Raw genomic sequence first — 19,263 nt, 5'->3', positions numbered from 1 at the left:
TCTTACGCGCGGCCATCGGCACGAGCCTTCATCGGCCCGCCCAGGAATGGCGCAAAGCCCGTGCCCATGATAACGCCGATATCGGCCAGTTCGGGGGAGGCAACGACGCCCTCGGCGACCACCACCTCGGTCATGTCGACCAGAGGCTTGACCAATTCCTTGCCCAGCCCCGCCAGATCGGGATGGGTAGGCGTCTCGCCCTTTTGGGCCTTGCCCTTCTCCCATTTGTAGAAGCCTTCGCCGGTCTTGCGGCCGAGCTTTCCTTCGGAAATCAGTTTGGCAAACTTGCTGTCGGCGGGCACGTCATGGCCCAGTTCGGTTGCTACCGACTTGCCGACATCGAGCCCCACCGTGTCCATCAACTCGATCGGGCCCATCGGCATGCCGAAGGCAACGGCGGCCGCATCGAGCAATTCCTTGCTCTCGCCCTTCTCAACCCGCTCCACGGCGCCCAGCATATAGGGCATCAGCACGCGATTGACGAGGAAGCCGGGTGCGGACTTGACCACTACGGGCGACTTGCCGATGGCCAGTGCAAAACTGGCACCCTTGCCGATCTCTTCCTCGGAATTGAACTTGGAGCGGATCACCTCCACCAACGGCAACTGCGCCACCGGATTGAAGAAGTGCAGGCCGATCAGCCGGGCGGGATCCTTCAGCGCCTCGGCGATGCGTTCCAGTTCGATCGAGGAGGTGTTGGTGGCCAGGATTGCCCCGGGCTTGAGCTGGTCTTCCAGCCCCGCGAAGATCTTCTGCTTGATCTCGAGCTTTTCCACCACCGCCTCGATGATCACATCGGCGCGCGACACACCGGTACCCTTGGGGTCGGCGGTGAGGCGCAGCATGGCTGCATCGACCTCGCGCTTCTTCTTGTAGCGCTTGCTGAACAGCTTTTTGGCCCGGTCGAGCGCCGGCTTGATGCGCTCCATATCGAGATCCTGCAGGGTCACGCTCATGCCACGATAGGCGCACCAGGCCGCGATATCGCCGCCCATGACTCCAGCGCCGATGACATGCACGCGGGAAAATTTCGTGCCTTTCAGGCCCTGCTTCTTCAGGCCTTCAGAGAGGAAGAACACACGCCTGAGATTGCTGGCCGTGGGCGAGCCCATCAGCGGCACGAAGGCATCGACCTCGCCGCGGATCATGGCGCGCCAATCGTTGCCATGCTTTTCGAACAGGTCGATCAGCGCATAGGGGGCCGGGTAGTGCTCCTTGCGCGCTTTCTTGCCGGCCTGCTTGCGCATCTGGTTGGCAATGGCCTCGCGGACGAGTGGCAGGGCAGCCGCCTTTTTGACCGCCGGCGCCTCGCTCGATTTCTTCCGCGTCAGCACGGCCTTGCGGCCCTCCCAGCGCAGCTGGTCGCGGTGACGCACCAGCTTGTCGACGAGGTTGAGACCGCGCGCAGCTCCCGCCCGCAGCATCTTGCCGGTCAACATGATCCCCATGGCATCGACCGGCCCCGCCTGGCGGATCGAGCGGCCGGTGCCGCCGAAGCCGGGAAAAATGCCCAGGTTCACCTCGGGAAAGCCGATGCGGGTCTTGTCGTCATTGACGGCAATCCGATAGTGGCAGGCCAAGGCCAGCTCGAGACCGCCGCCGAGGCAGAAGCCGTGAATGCCCGCCACGAACGGTACGGACAGCGCTTCGATGCGGGCAAACAATGCATGGGTGCGCCGGAGGGCTTCCGGCAGCACCGAAAAATCGCTCATCGCGTCGAACTCGGAAACATCCGCCCCGGCGATAAAGCCGCTATCCTTGCCCGATAGCAGCACCACGCCCGCCAGTTCGCCCGAACCGGCCAGATCTTCGAAGCGCGCGACCAGCGTTTCGAGCTCCATGATGGCTTCGCGGCTCAGCGTATTGACCGAGGCTCCCGGTGTGTTGATGGTCAGCCAACCGATCTTTTCGAGATCGGTGTGGAAGCTCCAGTGTTTGGTCTCGGTTGCCTGTGGGGCGATCATGGTTTTCCGTTCTCCGTGGCCGCGCCCTCGCAACTGGAGGGTCGCTTTGCTCCCGCCTCACCATGAGGATTTTGGGAGCACCGGGTTATCCTGTGTCCCCATGCTGAGGCGCTTTGCAATGCAAAGCCTCGAAGCACGAGGGCGGTTCCCTGCTATTCCGCCGCCTGACGCGGCGCGGTTTCCTTGAGCACATCCATTTCGAAGTCGTCGACATAGACCGCCCTGTTGGTGGCTTCGTCGGCCGCGCGCATGATGCCCGCTTCGTTGTCATTGAGGACGCCCGCCGCCACCGCATCGGCGATGGCATCGCGATCCAGTCGCCGCTCGATGACGCCTCGGCGCGAGGCCTTGATGAACTTGGCTTCGATTTCCTCGGCTTCGGTCACCTTCACGAACGCGTCTTCCAGCACACCCGTCACATCATTGGGGTCCATCGAAACATAGACCCCCGTGGTCAACCGGTCGCGGAAGGCACCGGGCCGCAGCACCGAGCGCACGACGCGGTAATTGACGCGGTCCGAAGCCGGCTTGGCATGCCGCCCCAACGGGAAGCAGAGAATGCGCATGGCCCAGGCAAACACCGGATTGGGGAAGTTGGCGAAGACTTCGGCAAAGGTCGCTTCAAGCGCAGCGATCCGGTCTTCCATGATGGCTTCGACCAGTTCCTTGTCCTCGGCGATTGCGCCTTCTTCCTCGAAGCGCTTGAGCGTCGCGGACATCAGGTAGAGGTCGCCCAGAATATCGGCCATGCGGCCCGATATCTTCTGCTTGCGCTTGAGCGCACCGCCCAGCACCACCGTGGTCCAGTCGGCCACCAGGGCAAAGTCCTGACTATAGCGATGCAGGCGGCGGTACCACTTGGCCATCGATCCTTCGTTGGGCGAGGAGGCGAAGGCGCCATTGGTCAGGCCGTGCAGGAAGCTCGCCACGATATTGCGCAGCATGAAGCCGGTATGGCCACCAAAGGCCGCATCGAACGCCTCGAGCCCGGCTTTTTTGTCCTTGTTCTGCGCGGCCTGAATTTCCTTGAGCAGGTACGGATGGGCGCGCAGCACACCTTGCGCAAAGGTCATCAGCGTGCGGGTGAGGATGTTCGCCCCTTCCACAGTGATGGCCACCGGCAGCGCCTGATAGGCGCCAAACAGGTAATTGCCCGGCCCGTCCTGAATGGCGCGGCCACCCTGGATGTCGAAGGCGTTGTCCATGCTGTCGCGCATGGCTTCGGTGGTGGTGTATTTGAGCAGGCCCGCGATCACCGCCGGGCGCTGGCCTTCATCTACCATGGAGGCGGTGAGCCGGCGCGTGGCTTCAAACATATAGGCGCGCTTGACCATTTCGCCGAGCGGTTCGGCGACGCCCTCCATGGTACCCACCGGGATACCAAACTGGCGGCGCACCCGCGCATAGGCCGAGGTGGCGCGCAGCGTCTGCTTGATCGAAGTCGTGCCGATGGCGGGTAGCGAAATCGCGCGCCCGGTCGAGAGACACTCCATCAGCATGCGCCAGCCCTGCCCGGCATAGTCGGTGCCGCCGATCAGGAAGTCCATGGGGATGAACATGTCCTTGCCGCGCACAGGACCATTCATGAAAGCCTGCCGCGCCGGATAGTGGCGACGGCCGATATCCAGGCCCGGATGATCATGCGGGATCAGTGCCAGGGTAATGCCGATCTCCTGGCCACGGCCCAACAGATTGTCTGGATCCTTGAGAATGAAAGCGAGCCCCACCAGCGTCGCGACGGGCGCCAGAGTGATGTAGCGCTTGTCGAAGCTCAAACGCACGCCGAGCACTTCCTGCCCGTTGTGCATGCCCTTGGTCACCACGCCAATATCGCGCATGCCGCCGGCATCGGAACCAGAATGCACACCCGTCAGAGCAAAGCAGGGCACCTCGCGGCCATCGGCCAGGCGATGGAGATATTGCTCCTTCTGCTCAGGCGTGCCGTATTTTTCGAGCAGCTCGCCGGGCCCGAGCGAGTTGGGCACCATGACCGTGATGCCCGCGGCCACCGAGCGGCTGGCAATCTTGGAGACGATCATCGACTGAGCCTGAGCCGAAAAGCCCAAGCCCCCATGCTCCTTGGCAATCAACATGCCCAGGAACCCCTTGGATTTCAGAAACTCCCAGAGTTCGGGCGACAGGTCCGCGCGATTGTGCCGGATGTCCCAATCGTCAATCATCTTGCAGGCGGTTTCGGTGGGCCCATCGAGAAAAGCCTGTTCCTCATCGCTCAGGGTGAGCGGCCGAATGCCGGTCAGCTTGTTCCAGTCCGGGCGCCCGGAGAACAGCTCGGCGTCCCAGCCCACGGTGCCGGCATCGAGCGCTTCCTGCTCGGTACGGCTGACCTTTGGCAGAATGGATTTGACGGCGCCGTAAATCGGTCTGGTGAGCACAGCCATGCGGATCGGCTTGACCGAGAGCGCCAGCAAGACGGCACCAAAGACGATCAGCACCCAGGGAAACCAGCCCAAACCATAGATTGCACCGGTCTGCGTGAAATCGAGCCCGGAGGCCAGGCCAATGAGAACAAAGGCCGCTCCCCACTGCCAGAGCGGGCTTTCCCGCATGGCCAGAGCACCAAACGCAACCAGACTGATTGCCAACAGCAACAAGGTCATCGCCCACATCCTCCTCACGCGACGTTGGCCGGCGCTCCCGAACGACGTCGCTTTCAACCACATGCCGGACCGCCACGAACGTCTCGATCCGTCCCCTCGCCTGCACGCGCAGCTTAGCGCCGCAGAGGGGAATTGTTGAAGACAGTTTATCCAGATTGACGCATACGTCAACTAGATGCCGGATAGGTTTGCTGCCGGTCGAGGAAAGACGGTTTCGTTCACTTGGTTCTTCACATACTCGGGCACTCAATTGACGCTAACGTAAACAAGTGGAATAGTTTCCGCAGGATGACGAAAGCGGCGCCGATAAAGCGCCGGGGCGCCAAGAGCTCAATGCATCCGAAATGTGGGAAGCCCGTTTGCCGCTTAGGCATTGGGAGGAGACAGATATGGACACACCAGCCGCGAGCAATGAGGGCCTTCGCCCTTGGATCGCCAGCTACCCCGAAGGCATCGTCTGGGACGACGCAATCGACACCACGCCGGTGCATGAACAGGTCCTGGCCGCCTGCGCCAGGAACCCGGACAGTGTCGCTCTGGATTTTTTGGGGGGCACCACGCGGTTCGGTGAACTCGCCGAGAAGATCATTGCCTTCGCCGGGGCGCTGCAGAGCCAGTTTGGCGTCACCAAGGGCACCCGGGTGGCCCTTATGCTGCCCAACACGCCCTTCTATCCCATTGCCTATTATGGCGTTTTGCGCGCTGGTGGCACCGTAGTCAACTGCAACCCGCTCTATACGGTCGATGAGTTGGGGCACATCACCGCCAATGCCGGCGCCGACATCATGGTCACGCTGGACCTGCAGCAGATCTTCGAAAAGGCCGAAGCGCTTGTTGCCGCCGGTCATGTCAGGAAACTGATTGTGGCGCACTTCCCCGATGCCCTGCCGCTGGTCAAGAAAATCCTGTTCTCCGTGGTCAAGCGCAAGGATCTGACCAGGCTTGATCACTCGCCCCAGGCGAATGCCGTCACCGGCTTCCAGGCCATGCTGGCACGCAAGGACAGTCCATCGCCGGTCACCATCGATCCGGCCAAGGACATTGCCGTGCAGCAATATACCGGCGGCACAACCGGCATTCCCAAGGGCGCACTGCTGTCCCATGCCAATATTGCCGCCAATATGAGTCAGATCGACAAATGGGGATGCGGCCTGTTTTACCCGCCCTCCAAGGTCATCGCCGTTCTGCCATTTTTTCACATCTTCGCCATGACGGTCTGCATGAACGTGCCGCTGTGCAATGGCACGCCGGTGATCATGCTGCCGCGGTTCGAACTCAAGGCCCTGCTTGGTGTCTTCGCCCGGACCAAGGCCAATGTGCTGCCCGCGGTACCGACCTTGCTCAGTGCGCTGGCGCGCGCGGAAAAGGTCAGCCAGGCAGATATCGAATCCCTGGAGGTTGCCATCTCCGGCGGTGCCGCCCTGCCCGACGAGGTGCGCCACGCCTTTTCCAAAAAGTCCAAGGCCCTGCTGGCCGAAGGCTATGGCCTGACCGAAGCCTCGCCGGTTGTCTGCTGCGCCGCGCTCCGCGTACCGTCCAAGCCCATGTCGATCGGCCTGCCCCTGCCCGGCACCGATATCCGCTTTGTCGATGTGGACACGGGCAAGGTTGCCCGCATCGGCGAAAACGGTGAATTGCAGGTCAAGGGTCCGCAGGTCATGGCCGGCTACTATGAAAACCCGGAGGCCAGCAAGGATGCCTTTATGGATGGCTGGCTGCGCACCGGCGATGTCGGTCACATGGATGAAGACGGCTACGTGTTCCTCGTCGACCGCATCAAGGACCTGATCATTTGCTCGGGCTTCAACGTCTATCCGCGCACTATCGAGGAGGCGGCGATGACCCATGAGGCCGTCGAAGAGGTTAACGTCATCGGCGTCCCGGACGAATATCGCGGCGAAGCGCCTGTAGCTTTTGTCAAACTGAAGGACGGTCACTCGGTCACTGAATCGGAATTGAAGTCCTTCCTGTCCGGCAAGCTCAACAAGATTGAAATGCCCCGGCAAATCATCTTCAAGGATGCCCTGCCCAAGACCCTGATCGGCAAGCTCTCCAAGAAAGAGCTGCGGGAGGAATATGCCCAGATGAAAGCCGGAAACTCGTGACCAGCACGCCCCCCGAAGGTCAGGAGCTTTTTGCCATTGCCGAACTCGCCCGCGAGTTCGGCATCTCGACCCGGGCCATCCGGTTCTATGAATCCAAGGGCCTGCTCTCGCCCGAACGTGTCGGAGCCACCCGCATCTTCAGGAAACGCGACCGCGCCCGGCTCATTCTCATCCTGCGCGGCAAGCGCCTGGGCTTCACCCTGAGGGATATATCCGACTATCTCAGCCTCTATGATGCCGATCGCACTCAGCAGGTGAGCCTGCTTGCTGAAAAGGTCGATGAGCGCCTCGCCCTGCTTGAGCGCCAGCGCGACGATCTCGAAACCACGATCCGCGAACTGCGCGAAATCAAGCAACTCACTCAGGAGCGGCTGCAAAAGGCGGGCTAGGGCTCGCCACGGCCCTTGTGGTTCTTTGTCATCAGGTTCGGCTTTTTCGGCTTGGTCCAGCCCTTGGGCGGCTGCCTGAGCGGCGCATTGGATCCCAGTCCAATCTGTCCCGGTGGCGCCTGTCCGACGATCACGCTGACCGCCTCGCCGCTCTCATCGACCACTGTGGTCGCCGCACCGTGTTCGCCCCTGAGCCGGGCGATCTCGTCGCGCAGTGCCGCAGCCGTTTCGAAATCGAAGTCAGCGGCTGCCTGCTCCATCTGCTTTTCCAGCGCCATCAGGCGCTGATGATTGGTCCGCGATGACATCGCTCACCCCACAAACACGTCCATGTCTTCAAGCCGTGCCGCCTCACTGGCGGGCTTGTCCCAACGTATCCGGTTGATGCGCGGAAATCTCAGGGCAACACCCGATTTATGGCGCGTGCTCTTCTGCGCGCTGTCGAAGGCCACCTCGAACACCAGTTCCTTTTTCACCTCGCGCACCGGTCCGAACGCCCCCACGCTATTGGCACGGATCCAGCGGTCGAGCTGCTTTAATTCCTCATCGGTGAAGCCGAAATAGGCTTTGCCGATGGGCACGATCTCGTTCCCCTTCCAGACCCCGAATGTGTAGTCGGAATAGAACGAGCTGCGCTTGCCGTGCCCGCGCTGAGCATACATCAGCACGGCATCGACCACATTGGGATCGCGCTTCCACTTGAACCAGAACCCCTTGGGCCGCCCTGGCACATAGGGCGCCGTGCGCAGCTTGAGCATCACCCCTTCATGACCGTGCTCATCTGCGCCTTGCCGGCGCAGCCTGGCGACGTCATCCCATGCGCTGAACTCCAGCACTTCAGACAAATCCAGCCGGGTCTGCGGATTCCGGTGGAACCAGGCCTCAAGCCGTTGCCGCCGCGCCTCCCAGCCCAGCGCCCTGATGTCTTCGTCGCCATCGAACAGCATGTCATAGACCCGCACGAAGCCGGGCAGCTCGGCCATCTGCTTGCCCTGGGCCACCTTCCGGTTGAGCCTTTGCTGCAGGTCATTGAAACTCGCTGGCTGGAACTCATGCCCGACCAGCAATTCGCCATCCAGTACGGCATGGCCCATGGCCGCCTCGACGACATCGGGAAAGCTCCGCGCGATATCATCGCCCGTGCGCGAAAATAGCGATGCGCTGTCCCGGCCCAACACCAATTGCACGCGAATACCGTCCCATTTCCATTCAGCGGCAAAATCGCGCGGATCGAGCTTGTCGAAGTCGCTCTCCTCGATCGGGGTCGAGAGCATGAGCGGATGAAACCGCGCCGTATGATCGACCTCCGGCCGCCCGGCCCTGCCCTCCAGCCAGGCGAACAACTCGGCATAGGGCGGCTTCAATCCATGCCAGACCTCCTCGATGGCCTGCAGCTCCACCCCGCTCATCTCCGCCAGCGCCGTCTTGGCGAGCCGCGCCGAAACGCCGATCCGCAGCGCACCCGTCGCCAGTTTGATCAGCGCCCAGCGCTCATGGATCGCTGCCTGCGACAAAAGCCCACCGATCACCCTGGGCAGGTCCGCCTTGCTGGTGGTGTTGAGCAGCTCTACCAGCACGTTCAGACGCGGCAGTTCCCCCTCGCCGTGATGCGGCCAGATCAGCGCAATGGTTTCTCCCAGATCCCCCACATAGTCATAGCAGAGCGCAAACAGCGTCTCGTCGACTTCGGCCAGAACGGTCTGCTTGAGCAGGGCCGGCTTGACATTGGCAATGTCGAGTTCCCCGGTCAGCACGGCCAGCGCCAGCCCGCGATCGGGGTCCGGCACCTCGGCAAAATACTGCCCCAGTGCCACAATTTTGCGCGTGCGCGAGGGGGTGAGCGCCAGGAGTTCGAGCAATTCCGCAAAACGCTTCATGCGCCGCCCTCTCCGCCATCATCATCCAGCCCCGGCAGGGCCAGCGGTTCGGCCGCAAGGCCCTGCTGGCGGCACCAATAGACCAGCGCATCCTCGCGGCCATGCGTCACCCAGACCGTTTCCGCGCCGCTCTCAAGGATGGACGTATTGAGTTCGCCCCAGTCGCAATGATCCGAGATCACCAGCGGCAGTTCGACCAGCGCCTGCCGGGCGCGCTGCTTGATGCTCATCCAGCCAGAGGCCTGGCACACCACCGGATCGGGGAAACGCCGGCTCCAGCGATCGCGAATGGCCGAGGGCGGCGCGATGACGATCTGCCCGGCCATGGCAGCTTTGGGCATGCCGGTGGCTGGCAACAACTCACCCAGGGGCACGCCCAGCTCCTCATAGAGCGCGCACAGCTCGATCATCGCACCATGCAGGTAAATTGGCCGGTTCCAGCCTGCATCGCGCAACAGCGCAATCACCCGCTGCGCTTTGCCCAAAGCATAGCACCCCACCAGATGACAACGCTCGGGCTGATCGGCCACCGATTTCAGCAGCCGCGCGATTTCGTCCATAGGGTGCGGATGCTGAAATACCGGCAATCCAAATGTTGCCTCGGTCACCAGCAGGTCACATGCCACCGGTTCATAGGGCTCGGCTGTTCTGTCCGGCAGGCGCTTATAGTCGCCCGTCACTAGCGCCCGCTGGCCTTCGGCCTCGATTCTCACCTGCGCCGAACCCAATATATGCCCGGCAGGATGAAGGCTCACCTTGGCTCCTTCTATGCTCAGCACCTCGCCGAAACGCAGCGCCTCGAAACGACCTGCACTATCCTCGCCATAGCGCACCTGCATGATCGCAATGGTTTCCGGCGTAGCCAGCACCGCGCCATGTCCGGACCGAGCGTGATCGGCGTGGCCGTGGGTAATGATGGCGCGCGGCTTCGGCGCGACCGGATCAATCCAGGCGTCAATGGCGGGCACATAGAGATCACGGTCGAGGATGAAGCTCATGGTTCTACCAAAACGCAGCGATGCGAGACCCGGTTCACGCCATCACCGCCACTTTTGCACTCTGCCGGCGCCAGCCCGTGTCAGCATGGTGCCCGGACCAAGATCCGGCCTTGCCTTCCCGACCGCATTGTTTCAGACCGGATGAAAATGAGGAGCCAGACATGCGCAAAACCACCCACGCCCCCGGCACCATCCATCGCCTGACCGTCGAGAGCAAGGCTCTGGCCAATAACCAGCTCGGCGATGACACGACACGCATCGTCGATGTCTATGTGCCCGCCGGTCATGACGGCGAGGGCCTGCCCCTGCTGGTGGATCTGGTCGGTTACACCGCAGGCGGTCCGGCCCATACCGCCTGGAAGGCCTTTACCGAAAACGTCCCCGAACGCCTCGACCGGCTGATCGGCGAGGGCAAGATGGCGCCGGTGGTGGTTGCCTTCCCCGATTGCTTCACGCGCCTGGGCGGCAATCAGTATGTGAACAGCCCCGTCATGGGAAACTATGAGGATTTCCTGATCGAGGAGATGCTGCCAGCCGTCGAGAAAAAATTCTCCTGCGGCGGCACCGGACGGCGCGGCGTGTTCGGAAAATCATCGGGGGGCTTCGGGAGCCTCGTGCACGCCATGCGCCATCCGGACGTCTGGGCCGCCGCGGCGAGCCATTCCGGCGATGCCGGCTTTGAGCACCTCTACCTCGCCGGTTTCCCCGATGTCCTCATGGCCCTGGCCAAGAAGGACAATTCGATCGAAGAGTGGATGAAGGCGTTTGAGGCCAAGCCCAAGCTCGATGGCAAGGACACCATGACCCTGATGTTCCTCTGCCAGGCCGCCAGCTTCGATCCTGACCCCGATGCTTTTCTCGGGCTGCGGCTGCCGGTGACGCTCGACACCTGCGAGATCATTCCCGAGCGCTGGGAAAACTGGCTCGCCTGGGACCCGGCACTCATGGTCAAGTCCCATGCTGACGCCATCGGCAAATTGAAGGGCTTCTTCCTCGATTGCGGCACCGAGGATCAATACGCCATCCTTTACGGCACCCGCCGCATCCACAAGGCGCTCGACCAGCGCGGCATCGCCCACCGCTACGAGGAATTCCCCGACAACCATTCGGGCGTCGACTACCGCATGGATGTCAGCCTGCCCTACCTGGCAGAGGTGCTGAGCCAGTAGGTTTTGCTTGCAGGTTCCGGCTCTTTCCTCTCCCTCCCCTTGAGGGGGAGGGAGGCGCACGAACCGCTAACCACTATCGGGCCTCACACCACCTTGCTGACCTCAAGTAATCCCGGCTTCTTCTCATTGGCGGTGGTGATCGCCGCCTCACCACCCAGCACCACGACGTGCCCCTTTTCGGCCACCAGGTCGATGGCATCGGCCAAGGCCAGGAAGTCGGCCCGGCTGGCCGAGAGGATCTCGTCGCGCCGCTGCTGGCGCAATGCATCGCTCGTCCCATTGAGAATGCGCCACATGGCCGAATACCCCTTGGCATCGGGGAACTCAGGCCGATCAAGGTCACCGACGACGCCAATTACCGAGCGCACCAGATCGGTCTCACCGATATCTGCCCGAAGCGCCTTGGCTGCACCATCATAGGCGTCCAGCGTCTTGAGAAGGTTCGGATCGCGATAGCTGAGAAAGGCGAAATTGCCTGAAGAGAGATCGAACCGGCCCGACCCGCCATAGGCGCCACCCTGAACGCGAACCTTGTCCCACAGATAGGTGGTGTTGAGCAGCCGCAGCGCCACCGAAGATGCCGCCGAGAGCTCGACACCGAGCGCCTTGAGATTGGCGCCCTTGCCGACATAATTGACCTGCGCCGGGATAACGAGACCCTCGTTTTTCGGCGCAAAGCTATTGTTCCAGTCCGCATTCGCAAGCGCGCGGGCCGGCAATCCGTCGACAAATCCCTCCAGCGCCGCTTTTGCATTGGTCCAGAGGTCTGCATCCGCCGTCACATTGATAATCATGCGGCCGCGATTGAACAGCTTGTCGCGGATAGCAAAGAGCTGGGCCGCTACGCTGTCCCAATCGCTGTCGACACGTTTGACCAGCCCCTTGAGAAACTCGAGATAGCTGATCCCGCTCATCTGTTCGGCAATCCAGCCCGCCTCGGTCAGCCCCGCCTTGATGCGGGTGTCGACAATGGCGTTGCCACTGGGCACCAGCCGGGCCTCAAACCCCGCCTTTTCTTCCAGGGCCATCTGTTTGAAGCGCGCCCTGTTGCCCAGATCAGCATCGAGCAGCACGTCGCCCATGATATCGAGCATGTCGCCGAACTTGTCGGCCACCGACTTGCCCGAGACAAACAACCAGGCGGCCGTCCCCGAGCCATCCTGCTTGGTGGCTAGTCCCCGATGCTGGGCAATGCCACCGGTGGTACGGCCAATGCGCTGGGTCAGCGAGACGAAATCTTCCTTGCTGGTTCCGGTTTGCAGCAGCGCGCGGCTGAACAGCGGCAGATAGGGCAGATCGGCCTTGTCCAGCACGTGCAGGTCAAACCCAAGATCGAGATACAAGATCCCCAGCGTCGGCAGGTCGTGATGGAGGGCCCGGACCCCGCCAATGCTGGTCTCCTGCGTTGGCACGGTGCGAATCTCGCGGTCGAGATCGCTGAGGGTCAGCGTCGGGATCTTGGCCAAATCCTCTGGATTGTCGACGCTGTCCTGAAGGGCCTTCAGCCGTTCGGTGCGCGCCAGCACATCGGCCAGTTCGCTCTGGCTGAGCCCGGCCCGGACCGCCGCCAGCCTCTCCGCTTCCACCCTAGCCTCGCGCGCGCCCTGTTCGGGGTCCGCCTCGATTACCGAGGTGACACGGTGCGGATTGTCCAGGAACAGCCGGCGGATTTCCTTTTCGAAATGCCCATTGGCTGCCTTGTCCTTCAGAGCGGTGAGCGCCTCTTCATAAACGAGCGGAGACAGCGGGTCCCCGCCATGCAGCCAGCCGCCCAGCGCAGTGAACATATAGGTCATGCCACGCGGATAGGAGCCGGTGTTCTGCTCGCGCAGATTGAACTCGAACGTGTTGATCGCCGCTTCGCGCTGCTCCTCGGAAAAGCCCGTCTCGGCCAGTTCCGCCAGCGTCTCAAGCACCAGTTGCTCGACCTTTTCGGCATCGGCCGGATCGATCCCCTTGAGGCCGAACCCGCCCATGGGCTGGCGGAGATAGGAGGAAATGCCGCCCCCGATCACCCCCTCGCCCAGCCCGCTTTCGTTGAGCTTCTTGCGCAGTGGCGCCGCCGAATTGCCAGCCAGCAGATAGCTCAGCATGCCGTGGCTCAGTGTCTCCTCGCGGCTCTCGGGCGGATCAAGCATCCAACTGACAGACACCATGCCATCGCGGCGCTTTTCCGGATCGATGGTGCCTGCATAGGTGCCCGTAACCTTGCGCGGTGCATTCCAGCGCGGCTGCAACTTCACCTCGGCATCCACATCGAGCCGGTCGAACTGGGTGAAATAGGCATCCAGGATTTCGAGGCGCCTGTCCGGCGCGTCATCGCCCGAAAACACCACCCGCGCATTGGACGGATGGTAGTAGGTCTGGTGGAACCGCTTGAACTGCTCATAGGTCAGCTCTGGGATAACCCGGGGATCACCGCCCGAACTCTTGCCATAGGTGGTGTCGGGGTAGAGCGCCGCCTGGGTCTGGGTGTGCATCACCGAATCCGGCGAGGAATAGACCCCCTTCATTTCGTTGAAGACAACGCCCTTGTAGACCAGCGGCGCATCCAGGCTTTCCAGCTCATAGTGCCAGCCTTCTTGGCTGAACGTGTCCTCGGTAATCAGCGGAAACAGCACCGCGTCCAGGTACACATCGACCAGATTGTAGAAGTCCTTCAGGTTTTGGCTGGCCACCGGATAGGCGGTCTTATCGGGAAAGGTCATGGCGTTGAGAAAGGTGTGCATCGACCCCTTGAGCAGCTCCACGAACGGCTTCTTGACCGGGTATTTCCGGCTCCCGCACAACACCGAATGCTCAAGGATATGCGCTATACCGGTCGAATCCTCCGGCGGCGTCTTGAAGGTCATGCCAAAAACCTTGTTCTCGTCCTCATTGACCAGGCTCAGCACCTCCGCCCCGGTTTTCTTGTGCCGATAGAGTTTTGCCTGGGATTTGATCTCGGCAATGGTCTCGTCGCGGACAAGCTCGAAGGCGGGATGGGACATGGATACTCTCGACAATGCTTCTGGTTGATGGGGTCAACCTAGGCACGCCAGAGGGCCAACGCTAGGGGTGCTTGAAACAATCACCCCGGCTCACGCTTCATCGATCGGCAATTTTCAGTGAATCCGCTTGCGCTCTCGCTCACGCGCCAGGATGCCTGGGGCGTTCAACGTAGCGATCGGCTGACCGGCATCGCTGGGAATATCACCGGAAAGCTGCAGATCGAGATAGCGAGCGCAGCACACTCTGAGGAACGAGGTGAAATTGCCCAGATCGTGCCCGGCATCGATGGATTCGTGGTGCAGCCGGGTAATCAGCTGCACCACATTCATCGCGTCACGCTGCGCGATCTCCTCAAGCTTGCCCCAGAAGAAGTTCTCCAGCCTGATGCTGGTCACCATGCCGTCGATCCGCAATGAGCGCGTCGTCGATTCCCATAGCCGGGCATCCGCCTTGATGAAGAGTTCGCACATTTGCTGTCTCCTGCGGTCCGCGCCGATCAGGCAGCCTTGTCCACGCTCTCGGCCTGCGCGGCCAGCACGGCCATGAACTGCTTGAGCCAGGCCGGATGAGCCGGCCAGGCGGGTGCCGTCACCAGATTGCCATCGGTGACCGCCCCGTCAATCGCTATGTCGGCATAATGTCCGCCTGCTAGCTCGACTTCCGGTCGGCAGGCTGGATAGGCCGAGCATTGACGGCCCTTGAGGACGCCGGCCGCCGCCAGCAATTGCGCCCCATGACAGATGGCGGCAACCGGCTTGTTGGCGTCAAAGAAATGCCGCACCAAGTCCAGCACTTTGCCGTCCAACCGGAGATATTCCGGCGCGCGCCCGCCAGGAACGACCAGCGCGTCATAGGCAGCAGGCTCGATATCCTCAAAGCTGGCGTTCAGCGTGAAATTATGACCGCGCTTTTCCGAATAGGTCTGAGCGCCTTCAAAGTCGTGGATCGAGGTAGCGACCTGCTCGCCGGCTTTCTTGCCAGGGCAGACCGCATGCACCTCATGCCCGCAGGCGAGCAGCGCCTGAAACGGCACCATCGTCTCGTAATCCTCGGTGTAGTCACCGGTGACCATCAGGATCTTTGCGCTCATCTTGTTCTCCTCCCAAGTTCGCGGAAGCAGGATAGATCAGCTCTGCCAGCCAGTGGTATTAAGCCGCTACTACGCCGCCCAATTACACCTCGCCCCGAATTTCCGGCTTCACATCGCTTTCGTACCACTCCCGGAGCTGCTTGAGCAGCGCGGGGAACAGGCTCTTGCGGTCCGAAGCGGCCACATTGTCCGCGATCTGCTCGGGCTTGGACACCCCGGCGATCACCGTCGAAACCTCGGGATGATCAAGGATCCAGCGCAGAGCGAACTGGCTCATCGGCAGGCCGTCCGGCGCATATCCCTTGAGCGCCTGCACCAGTTCGACCCCGCGTTCGAACGGAATGCCCGCAAAGGTCTCGCCCACCGAGAACGCCGCCCCATCGCGATTGTAGTGACGATGATCGCTCGGTTCGAACTGGGTGTTCTTGTCGAACTTGCCGCTCAGCAGACCGCTGGCCAGAGGCAGACGCACAATGATGCCGACATCTTCCTCCGCTGCGCGCGGGAGCAATTCCTTGGCCGCATCCTGGCGGAACAGGTTGAAAATGATCTGCAGCGTGGCGCAACCGGGCTGATCCAGGCAGATCATGCCCTCTTCGATGGTCTCGACACTCGCGCCCCAGTGGCGCACCAGCCCCTCGGCCTGCAACTCGTCCATCCAGCCGAAAATCGAGCCCTCGCGCAACACCTCGGTGGGCACGCAATGGAGCTGGGCCAGGTCCAGCGTGTCCACGCCCAGCCGCTTGGCCGAGCCAACCAGGCTGTCGCGAACGGCCTGCTTGGAATAGCCGTCGGGATAAAGCCCGCTGCCCCGTCCCAGCTTGGTGGCAACCCGCACACTTGGCCCCTTGGCATGGGTGCCGATGCGGCTTTCGCTCAGCCCGCCGCCATAAACATCGGCCGTATCCCAGAAACTGATACCGGCATTGAGCGCATGGGTCAGGATCGCGTCGGCGGTTTCATCGCCCACCGGCCCAAAATCGCCGCCGAGCTGCCAGCACCCCAGGCCAATCTCGCTGACCTCATATCCCGTCTTGCCCAGCCGCCGCGTTTTCATGCCTGTCTCCCTATGCCGTCATTCGCCGGGCAACCTATTGGTGCTCCTGGTCAAGAACAAGGGCGTCGCGGCCTGGTTCCGACAATCCTGCACGCAGGACTATTCGAAATAGTCGGGAAAATCCTCGATGGTCTGGCTAAGCAGCACCTCTGCCCGGGCCAGATGGGCGCGCATGGCGGCTTCCGCCCCCGCCACGTCACCCTGGGTGACAGCCTCCGCAATCTGCTTGTGCTCGGCAATGGCGCGCTGGCTGGAGGAGACGCCGAGCGTCAAATAGCGCACCCGGTCCAACTGCATCTTGTGGTCGTCAATCAGCTGCCAGGCATATTCCACCCCAGCCAGACGGGCCAATGTGCGGTGGAACAACTCGTCGAGTTGGTGGAAGCGGCGGCTGTTATTGGCGGCCGAGGCGGCTTCCTGGTCGGCAATGAGGTCCGTCAGCACCTGTGCGGTTTCAGGTGTGGGATTGGCCGCCACGCGACGGATGATCTCCACCTCGATGCTTTCGCGGATGAAGCGGCTCTGCCGCACACCATCGGGCGAGATTTTCTTCACTACCGTCGCGCGCTTGGGGCGGATCAGCAGCAGCCCTTGCTGGGCCAACCGGATGAATGCCTCACGCACTGGCTGTCGCGACACGCCATAGCGCCCCGCAATGTCGCTTTCCGAGATCACATCCCCAGGCTTGAGCGCCATGCTGACGATATCGTCGCGCAGCGCGCTGACGACACGAAATGCGATGGTTCCTTCGAGCGCCTCGCCCACCTTGCCTCCCCGCCGGCGTGATTCCGATGCCAGACCTTGTGACGGATCGGCCTGATGCTGCGCACCTCGTTTACGGTCTTCCACAGAAATCTGCTCCCAACGCCGAGCCCCCGCCATTGGGAAAGGTCGCGTTCAACAATTGTAGAAAGAAACAGTACATTTCTGCAATCTTGTATGGTAGATGCGTTTCGCGCGGCTCCGGGAGGAGGCGCACGGATTTGTATCGAGACTGGAGAGACACGAATGGCCAAGACCTACGCGCTGGTGGGGACCGGAGGTCGCGCACGGATGTTCTACGAGGCCATTCTGGGGCCGCACCGCGAACAGTCCCGGCTGCTGGCCCTGTGCGACACCAATCAGGTCCGCATGGATTTCACCAACAAGGTAATGGTCGAGGAACTCTCTGGCCAGGCCGTCCCGACCTACAAGGCCGCCGAGTTCGGCAAGATGATTGCCGAGCAAAAGCCCGACACCATCATTGTCACCTCTATCGACCGCACCCACCACAACTACATCATCGCTGCGCTTGAAGCCGGCTGCGACGTCATCACCGAAAAGCCTATGACCACCGACCCGGAAAAGTGTCAGGCCATTCTCGACGCTGTCGAGCGCACCGGCAAAAATGTCCGTGTCACCTTCAACTACCGCTATGCCCCGCACAATTCGGCTCTGCGCGAACTGATCGCCGAAGGCGCCATCGGCAAGGTCACCTCGGTGCATTTCGAGTGGCTGCTCGACACTCGCCACGGCGCCGACTATTTCCGCCGCTGGCACCGCGACAAGCGCAATTCGGGCGGCCTGATGGTGCACAAATCAACCCACCATTTCGACCTGGTCAATTTCTGGCTCGGCACCGAGCCCGACACCGTCTTCGGCATGGGCGATCTCAAGTTCTACGGCCGGGCCAATGCCGAGGAACGCGGCGTCTTCACACCCTATACCCGCACCACCGGCGTGGAAGCGGCCAAGGATGATCCCTTCGCCATCGACCTCACCAGCAACCCGGTCCAGAAGGGACTCTACTGGGACGGCGAAAAGGAAGACGGCTACCAGCGCGACCAGAACGTGTTCGGCGACGGCATCTCCATCGAGGACACCATGAATGTCCTGGTGCGCTATCGCAACAACGCGGTGATGACCTATTCGCTCTATGCCTACGCCCCCTGGGAAGGTTTTAACGTGGCCATCAATGGCACCGGCGGGCGTCTCGAGCTTACCGTGCACGAGAATTCCTACATCAACGCCGGCGCAGGCTCTGAAACCGAAGGCGCCGCCAAGGGCGTCAAGCTCTACCACTTCCCGCTGCATGGCGAACCGCGCGTCGTTCCGGTCCAGCATGGCGAGGGTGGCCATGGCGGCGGCGACAAGATCATGCTCGAGGAAATCTTCGGCAACGCCACCCCGCGCCCCGGCTATGGCGCCAACCACCGCGATGGCGCGCTCTCGATTCTTACCGGCATCGCCGCCAACAAGTCCTTTGCAACGGGCCTGCCGGTTGACGTGAAGACGCTTGTGAAGCTCTAGGACGAGCGCGTGACCAAACCCAAAAAGCCCGGCATGTGCCGGGCTTTTTTATTGCCAATGCAATCCGGAAGAACCTACCGGTCGAACGGTACGGAGGCCGTCAGCACTTCGCCCGAATTGTTGAACTCAACCTCGAAGTCCACCGTGATGCGATCATTGACCAGGATGATGCGAGCACCGATCCGCACATCGCCACCGGCCCGATCTTTCTGCTGTTCGCGCAAGTCGAAGCTGATCGTACTGCCCGACTGCCTGCCGATCGCCAGGCCAGTATAACCGGCATTGGAGCTCATGGCCGCTTCATAGCGCCCTGCCTCATCATTAAAGGCGATGGTCCCGCTGATCGAGAGCGTCGCATTCACGAGGCTACACCGCCCTGTATAGTTGATCTTGAGCGGATTGCCCTGGGCAACGCTCAGCCGGCAGCGGAAGGGTTCGGGCTGGTCGCCGCCGACCAGCGCACCCTCACCGCGCCAGTCCCCAATATAGGAGGAGAGCAGGTCCAGCTCCCGCACACCGGCCTGGGCGACCCCGGCCGTCAGCGTTGCTGCCAGCAGAACGATGGTGACCAAAGCTGTTCTCAACCAATTGGACACGTCTTACCCCTCCAAAATCGCATGCCGTGCATGTTTGCCGGCACTCTAGGGCCAGCATCGTAAAAAATGTCCAGTAATTGACGGCATTGTTACGAATCAACCAACCACTATTGGATAATG

General features: G+C 61.8%; 15 protein-coding genes. 4 read left to right on the top strand and 11 right to left on the bottom strand.

Annotated features, from left to right (window positions below):
- Nucleotides 1–2: 2 nt before the first annotated feature.
- Nucleotides 3–1,964: a 3-hydroxyacyl-CoA dehydrogenase NAD-binding domain-containing protein gene (locus tag ACE4RL_RS05205; RefSeq protein WP_375599460.1), complete on the bottom strand. Its 1,962-nt coding sequence runs from the start codon at nucleotides 1,962–1,964 to the stop codon at nucleotides 3–5.
- A 152-nt stretch (nucleotides 1,965–2,116) separates the two neighbouring features.
- Entirely contained in the window at nucleotides 2,117–4,582 is a 2,466-nt protein-coding gene (locus tag ACE4RL_RS05200) for an acyl-CoA dehydrogenase (protein WP_375599459.1), read from the bottom strand.
- Nucleotides 4,583–4,971: 389 nt separating this feature from the next.
- Here ACE4RL_RS05200 and ACE4RL_RS05195 point away from each other — a divergent pair, with 389 nt between their 5' ends.
- Nucleotides 4,972–6,687: a long-chain fatty acid--CoA ligase gene (locus tag ACE4RL_RS05195; protein ID WP_375599458.1), complete on the top strand. Its 1,716-nt coding sequence runs from the start codon at nucleotides 4,972–4,974 to the stop codon at nucleotides 6,685–6,687.
- Nucleotides 6,684–7,076, top strand: coding sequence for a MerR family DNA-binding transcriptional regulator (locus ACE4RL_RS05190; protein ID WP_375599457.1), 393 nt, complete (start codon nucleotides 6,684–6,686; stop codon nucleotides 7,074–7,076). Before ACE4RL_RS05195 ends, ACE4RL_RS05190 begins: the two co-directional genes overlap by 4 nt.
- Here the strand turns inward: ACE4RL_RS05190 and ACE4RL_RS05185 are convergent.
- The 3 genes from ACE4RL_RS05185 to ACE4RL_RS05175 are packed head-to-tail and all read right to left on the bottom strand — an operon-like array spanning nucleotide 7,073 to nucleotide 9,951.
- Entirely contained in the window at nucleotides 7,073–7,384 is a 312-nt protein-coding gene (locus tag ACE4RL_RS05185; RefSeq protein ID WP_375599456.1) for a UvrB/UvrC motif-containing protein, read from the bottom strand. The two genes, ACE4RL_RS05190 and ACE4RL_RS05185, sit on opposite strands and share 4 nt — an antisense overlap.
- A 3-nt stretch (nucleotides 7,385–7,387) precedes the next feature.
- Nucleotides 7,388–8,953 (bottom strand): cisplatin damage response ATP-dependent DNA ligase, encoded by a 1,566-nt coding sequence (locus tag ACE4RL_RS05180; RefSeq protein WP_375599455.1) that lies wholly within the window; start codon nucleotides 8,951–8,953, stop codon nucleotides 7,388–7,390.
- A complete protein-coding gene (locus ACE4RL_RS05175) occupies nucleotides 8,950–9,951 on the bottom strand; it encodes a ligase-associated DNA damage response exonuclease (RefSeq protein WP_375599454.1) in 1,002 nt (333 codons plus the stop codon). The genes ACE4RL_RS05180 and ACE4RL_RS05175 overlap by 4 nt, the downstream gene beginning before the upstream one ends.
- 161 nt (nucleotides 9,952–10,112) lie before the next feature.
- On the opposite strand from ACE4RL_RS05175, the gene ACE4RL_RS05170 reads away from it, so the two are divergent.
- A complete protein-coding gene (locus tag ACE4RL_RS05170; RefSeq protein ID WP_375599453.1) occupies nucleotides 10,113–11,120 on the top strand; it encodes an alpha/beta hydrolase in 1,008 nt (335 codons plus the stop codon).
- Nucleotides 11,121–11,203: 83 nt separating this feature from the next.
- Here ACE4RL_RS05170 and ACE4RL_RS05165 read toward each other — a convergent pair whose 3' ends face one another.
- The 5 genes from ACE4RL_RS05165 to ACE4RL_RS05145 all read right to left on the bottom strand — a co-directional run bounded on the left by ACE4RL_RS05165 (nucleotide 11,204) and on the right by ACE4RL_RS05145 (nucleotide 17,107).
- Complete coding sequence (locus tag ACE4RL_RS05165; RefSeq protein WP_375599452.1) at nucleotides 11,204–14,110, bottom strand: insulinase family protein; 2,907 nt, start codon at nucleotides 14,108–14,110, stop codon at nucleotides 11,204–11,206.
- Nucleotides 14,111–14,224: 114 nt separating this feature from the next.
- Nucleotides 14,225–14,581 carry a ribbon-helix-helix domain-containing protein gene (locus tag ACE4RL_RS05160; RefSeq protein ID WP_375599451.1) on the bottom strand — a complete coding sequence of 119 codons (357 nt, stop codon included), beginning with the start codon at nucleotides 14,579–14,581 and terminating at the stop codon, nucleotides 14,225–14,227.
- A 26-nt stretch (nucleotides 14,582–14,607) separates the two neighbouring features.
- Entirely contained in the window at nucleotides 14,608–15,201 is a 594-nt protein-coding gene (locus ACE4RL_RS05155; protein WP_375599450.1) for a DJ-1/PfpI family protein, read from the bottom strand.
- An 82-nt stretch (nucleotides 15,202–15,283) separates the two neighbouring features.
- Nucleotides 15,284–16,258, bottom strand: a complete 975-nt coding sequence (locus ACE4RL_RS05150) for an aldo/keto reductase (RefSeq protein WP_375599449.1) — start codon at nucleotides 16,256–16,258, stop codon at nucleotides 15,284–15,286.
- Between the two features lie 99 nt (nucleotides 16,259–16,357).
- Entirely contained in the window at nucleotides 16,358–17,107 is a 750-nt protein-coding gene (locus ACE4RL_RS05145; protein ID WP_375599448.1) for a GntR family transcriptional regulator, read from the bottom strand.
- 159 nt (nucleotides 17,108–17,266) lie between these two features.
- Here ACE4RL_RS05145 and ACE4RL_RS05140 point away from each other — a divergent pair, with 159 nt between their 5' ends.
- Complete coding sequence (locus tag ACE4RL_RS05140; protein WP_375599447.1) at nucleotides 17,267–18,547, top strand: Gfo/Idh/MocA family protein; 1,281 nt, start codon at nucleotides 17,267–17,269, stop codon at nucleotides 18,545–18,547.
- A 74-nt stretch (nucleotides 18,548–18,621) separates the two neighbouring features.
- On the opposite strand, the gene ACE4RL_RS05135 is transcribed toward ACE4RL_RS05140, so the two are convergent.
- Nucleotides 18,622–19,143, bottom strand: a complete 522-nt coding sequence (locus tag ACE4RL_RS05135; protein ID WP_375599446.1) for a hypothetical protein — start codon at nucleotides 19,141–19,143, stop codon at nucleotides 18,622–18,624.
- Nucleotides 19,144–19,263 lie beyond the last annotated feature (120 nt).

The organism is Devosia polycyclovorans (genome assembly GCF_042181575.1).
Lineage (GTDB): Bacteria > Pseudomonadota > Alphaproteobacteria > Rhizobiales > Devosiaceae > Devosia > Devosia polycyclovorans.
This window is presented reverse-complemented; position numbering and strand designations above follow the sequence as displayed.

Bases quoted from the DNA above. Each gene is read 5' to 3' on its own strand.
- ACE4RL_RS05205 (WP_375599460.1), bottom strand. From the start codon at position 1,964: ATGATCGCCCCACAGGCAACCGAGACCAAACACTGGAGCTTCCACACC.
- ACE4RL_RS05200 (WP_375599459.1), bottom strand. From the start codon at position 4,582: ATGACCTTGTTGCTGTTGGCAATCAGTCTGGTTGCGTTTGGTGCTCTG.
- ACE4RL_RS05195 (WP_375599458.1), top strand. From the start codon at position 4,972: ATGGACACACCAGCCGCGAGCAATGAGGGCCTTCGCCCTTGGATCGCC.
- ACE4RL_RS05185 (WP_375599456.1), bottom strand. From the start codon at position 7,384: ATGTCATCGCGGACCAATCATCAGCGCCTGATGGCGCTGGAAAAGCAG.
- ACE4RL_RS05180 (WP_375599455.1), bottom strand. From the start codon at position 8,953: ATGAAGCGTTTTGCGGAATTGCTCGAACTCCTGGCGCTCACCCCCTCG.
- ACE4RL_RS05175 (WP_375599454.1), bottom strand. From the start codon at position 9,951: ATGAGCTTCATCCTCGACCGTGATCTCTATGTGCCCGCCATTGACGCC.
- ACE4RL_RS05170 (WP_375599453.1), top strand. From the start codon at position 10,113: ATGCGCAAAACCACCCACGCCCCCGGCACCATCCATCGCCTGACCGTC.
- ACE4RL_RS05165 (WP_375599452.1), bottom strand. From the start codon at position 14,110: ATGTCCCATCCCGCCTTCGAGCTTGTCCGCGACGAGACCATTGCCGAG.
- ACE4RL_RS05160 (WP_375599451.1), bottom strand. From the start codon at position 14,581: ATGTGCGAACTCTTCATCAAGGCGGATGCCCGGCTATGGGAATCGACG.
- ACE4RL_RS05155 (WP_375599450.1), bottom strand. From the start codon at position 15,201: ATGAGCGCAAAGATCCTGATGGTCACCGGTGACTACACCGAGGATTAC.
- ACE4RL_RS05150 (WP_375599449.1), bottom strand. From the start codon at position 16,258: ATGAAAACGCGGCGGCTGGGCAAGACGGGATATGAGGTCAGCGAGATT.
- ACE4RL_RS05140 (WP_375599447.1), top strand. From the start codon at position 17,267: ATGGCCAAGACCTACGCGCTGGTGGGGACCGGAGGTCGCGCACGGATG.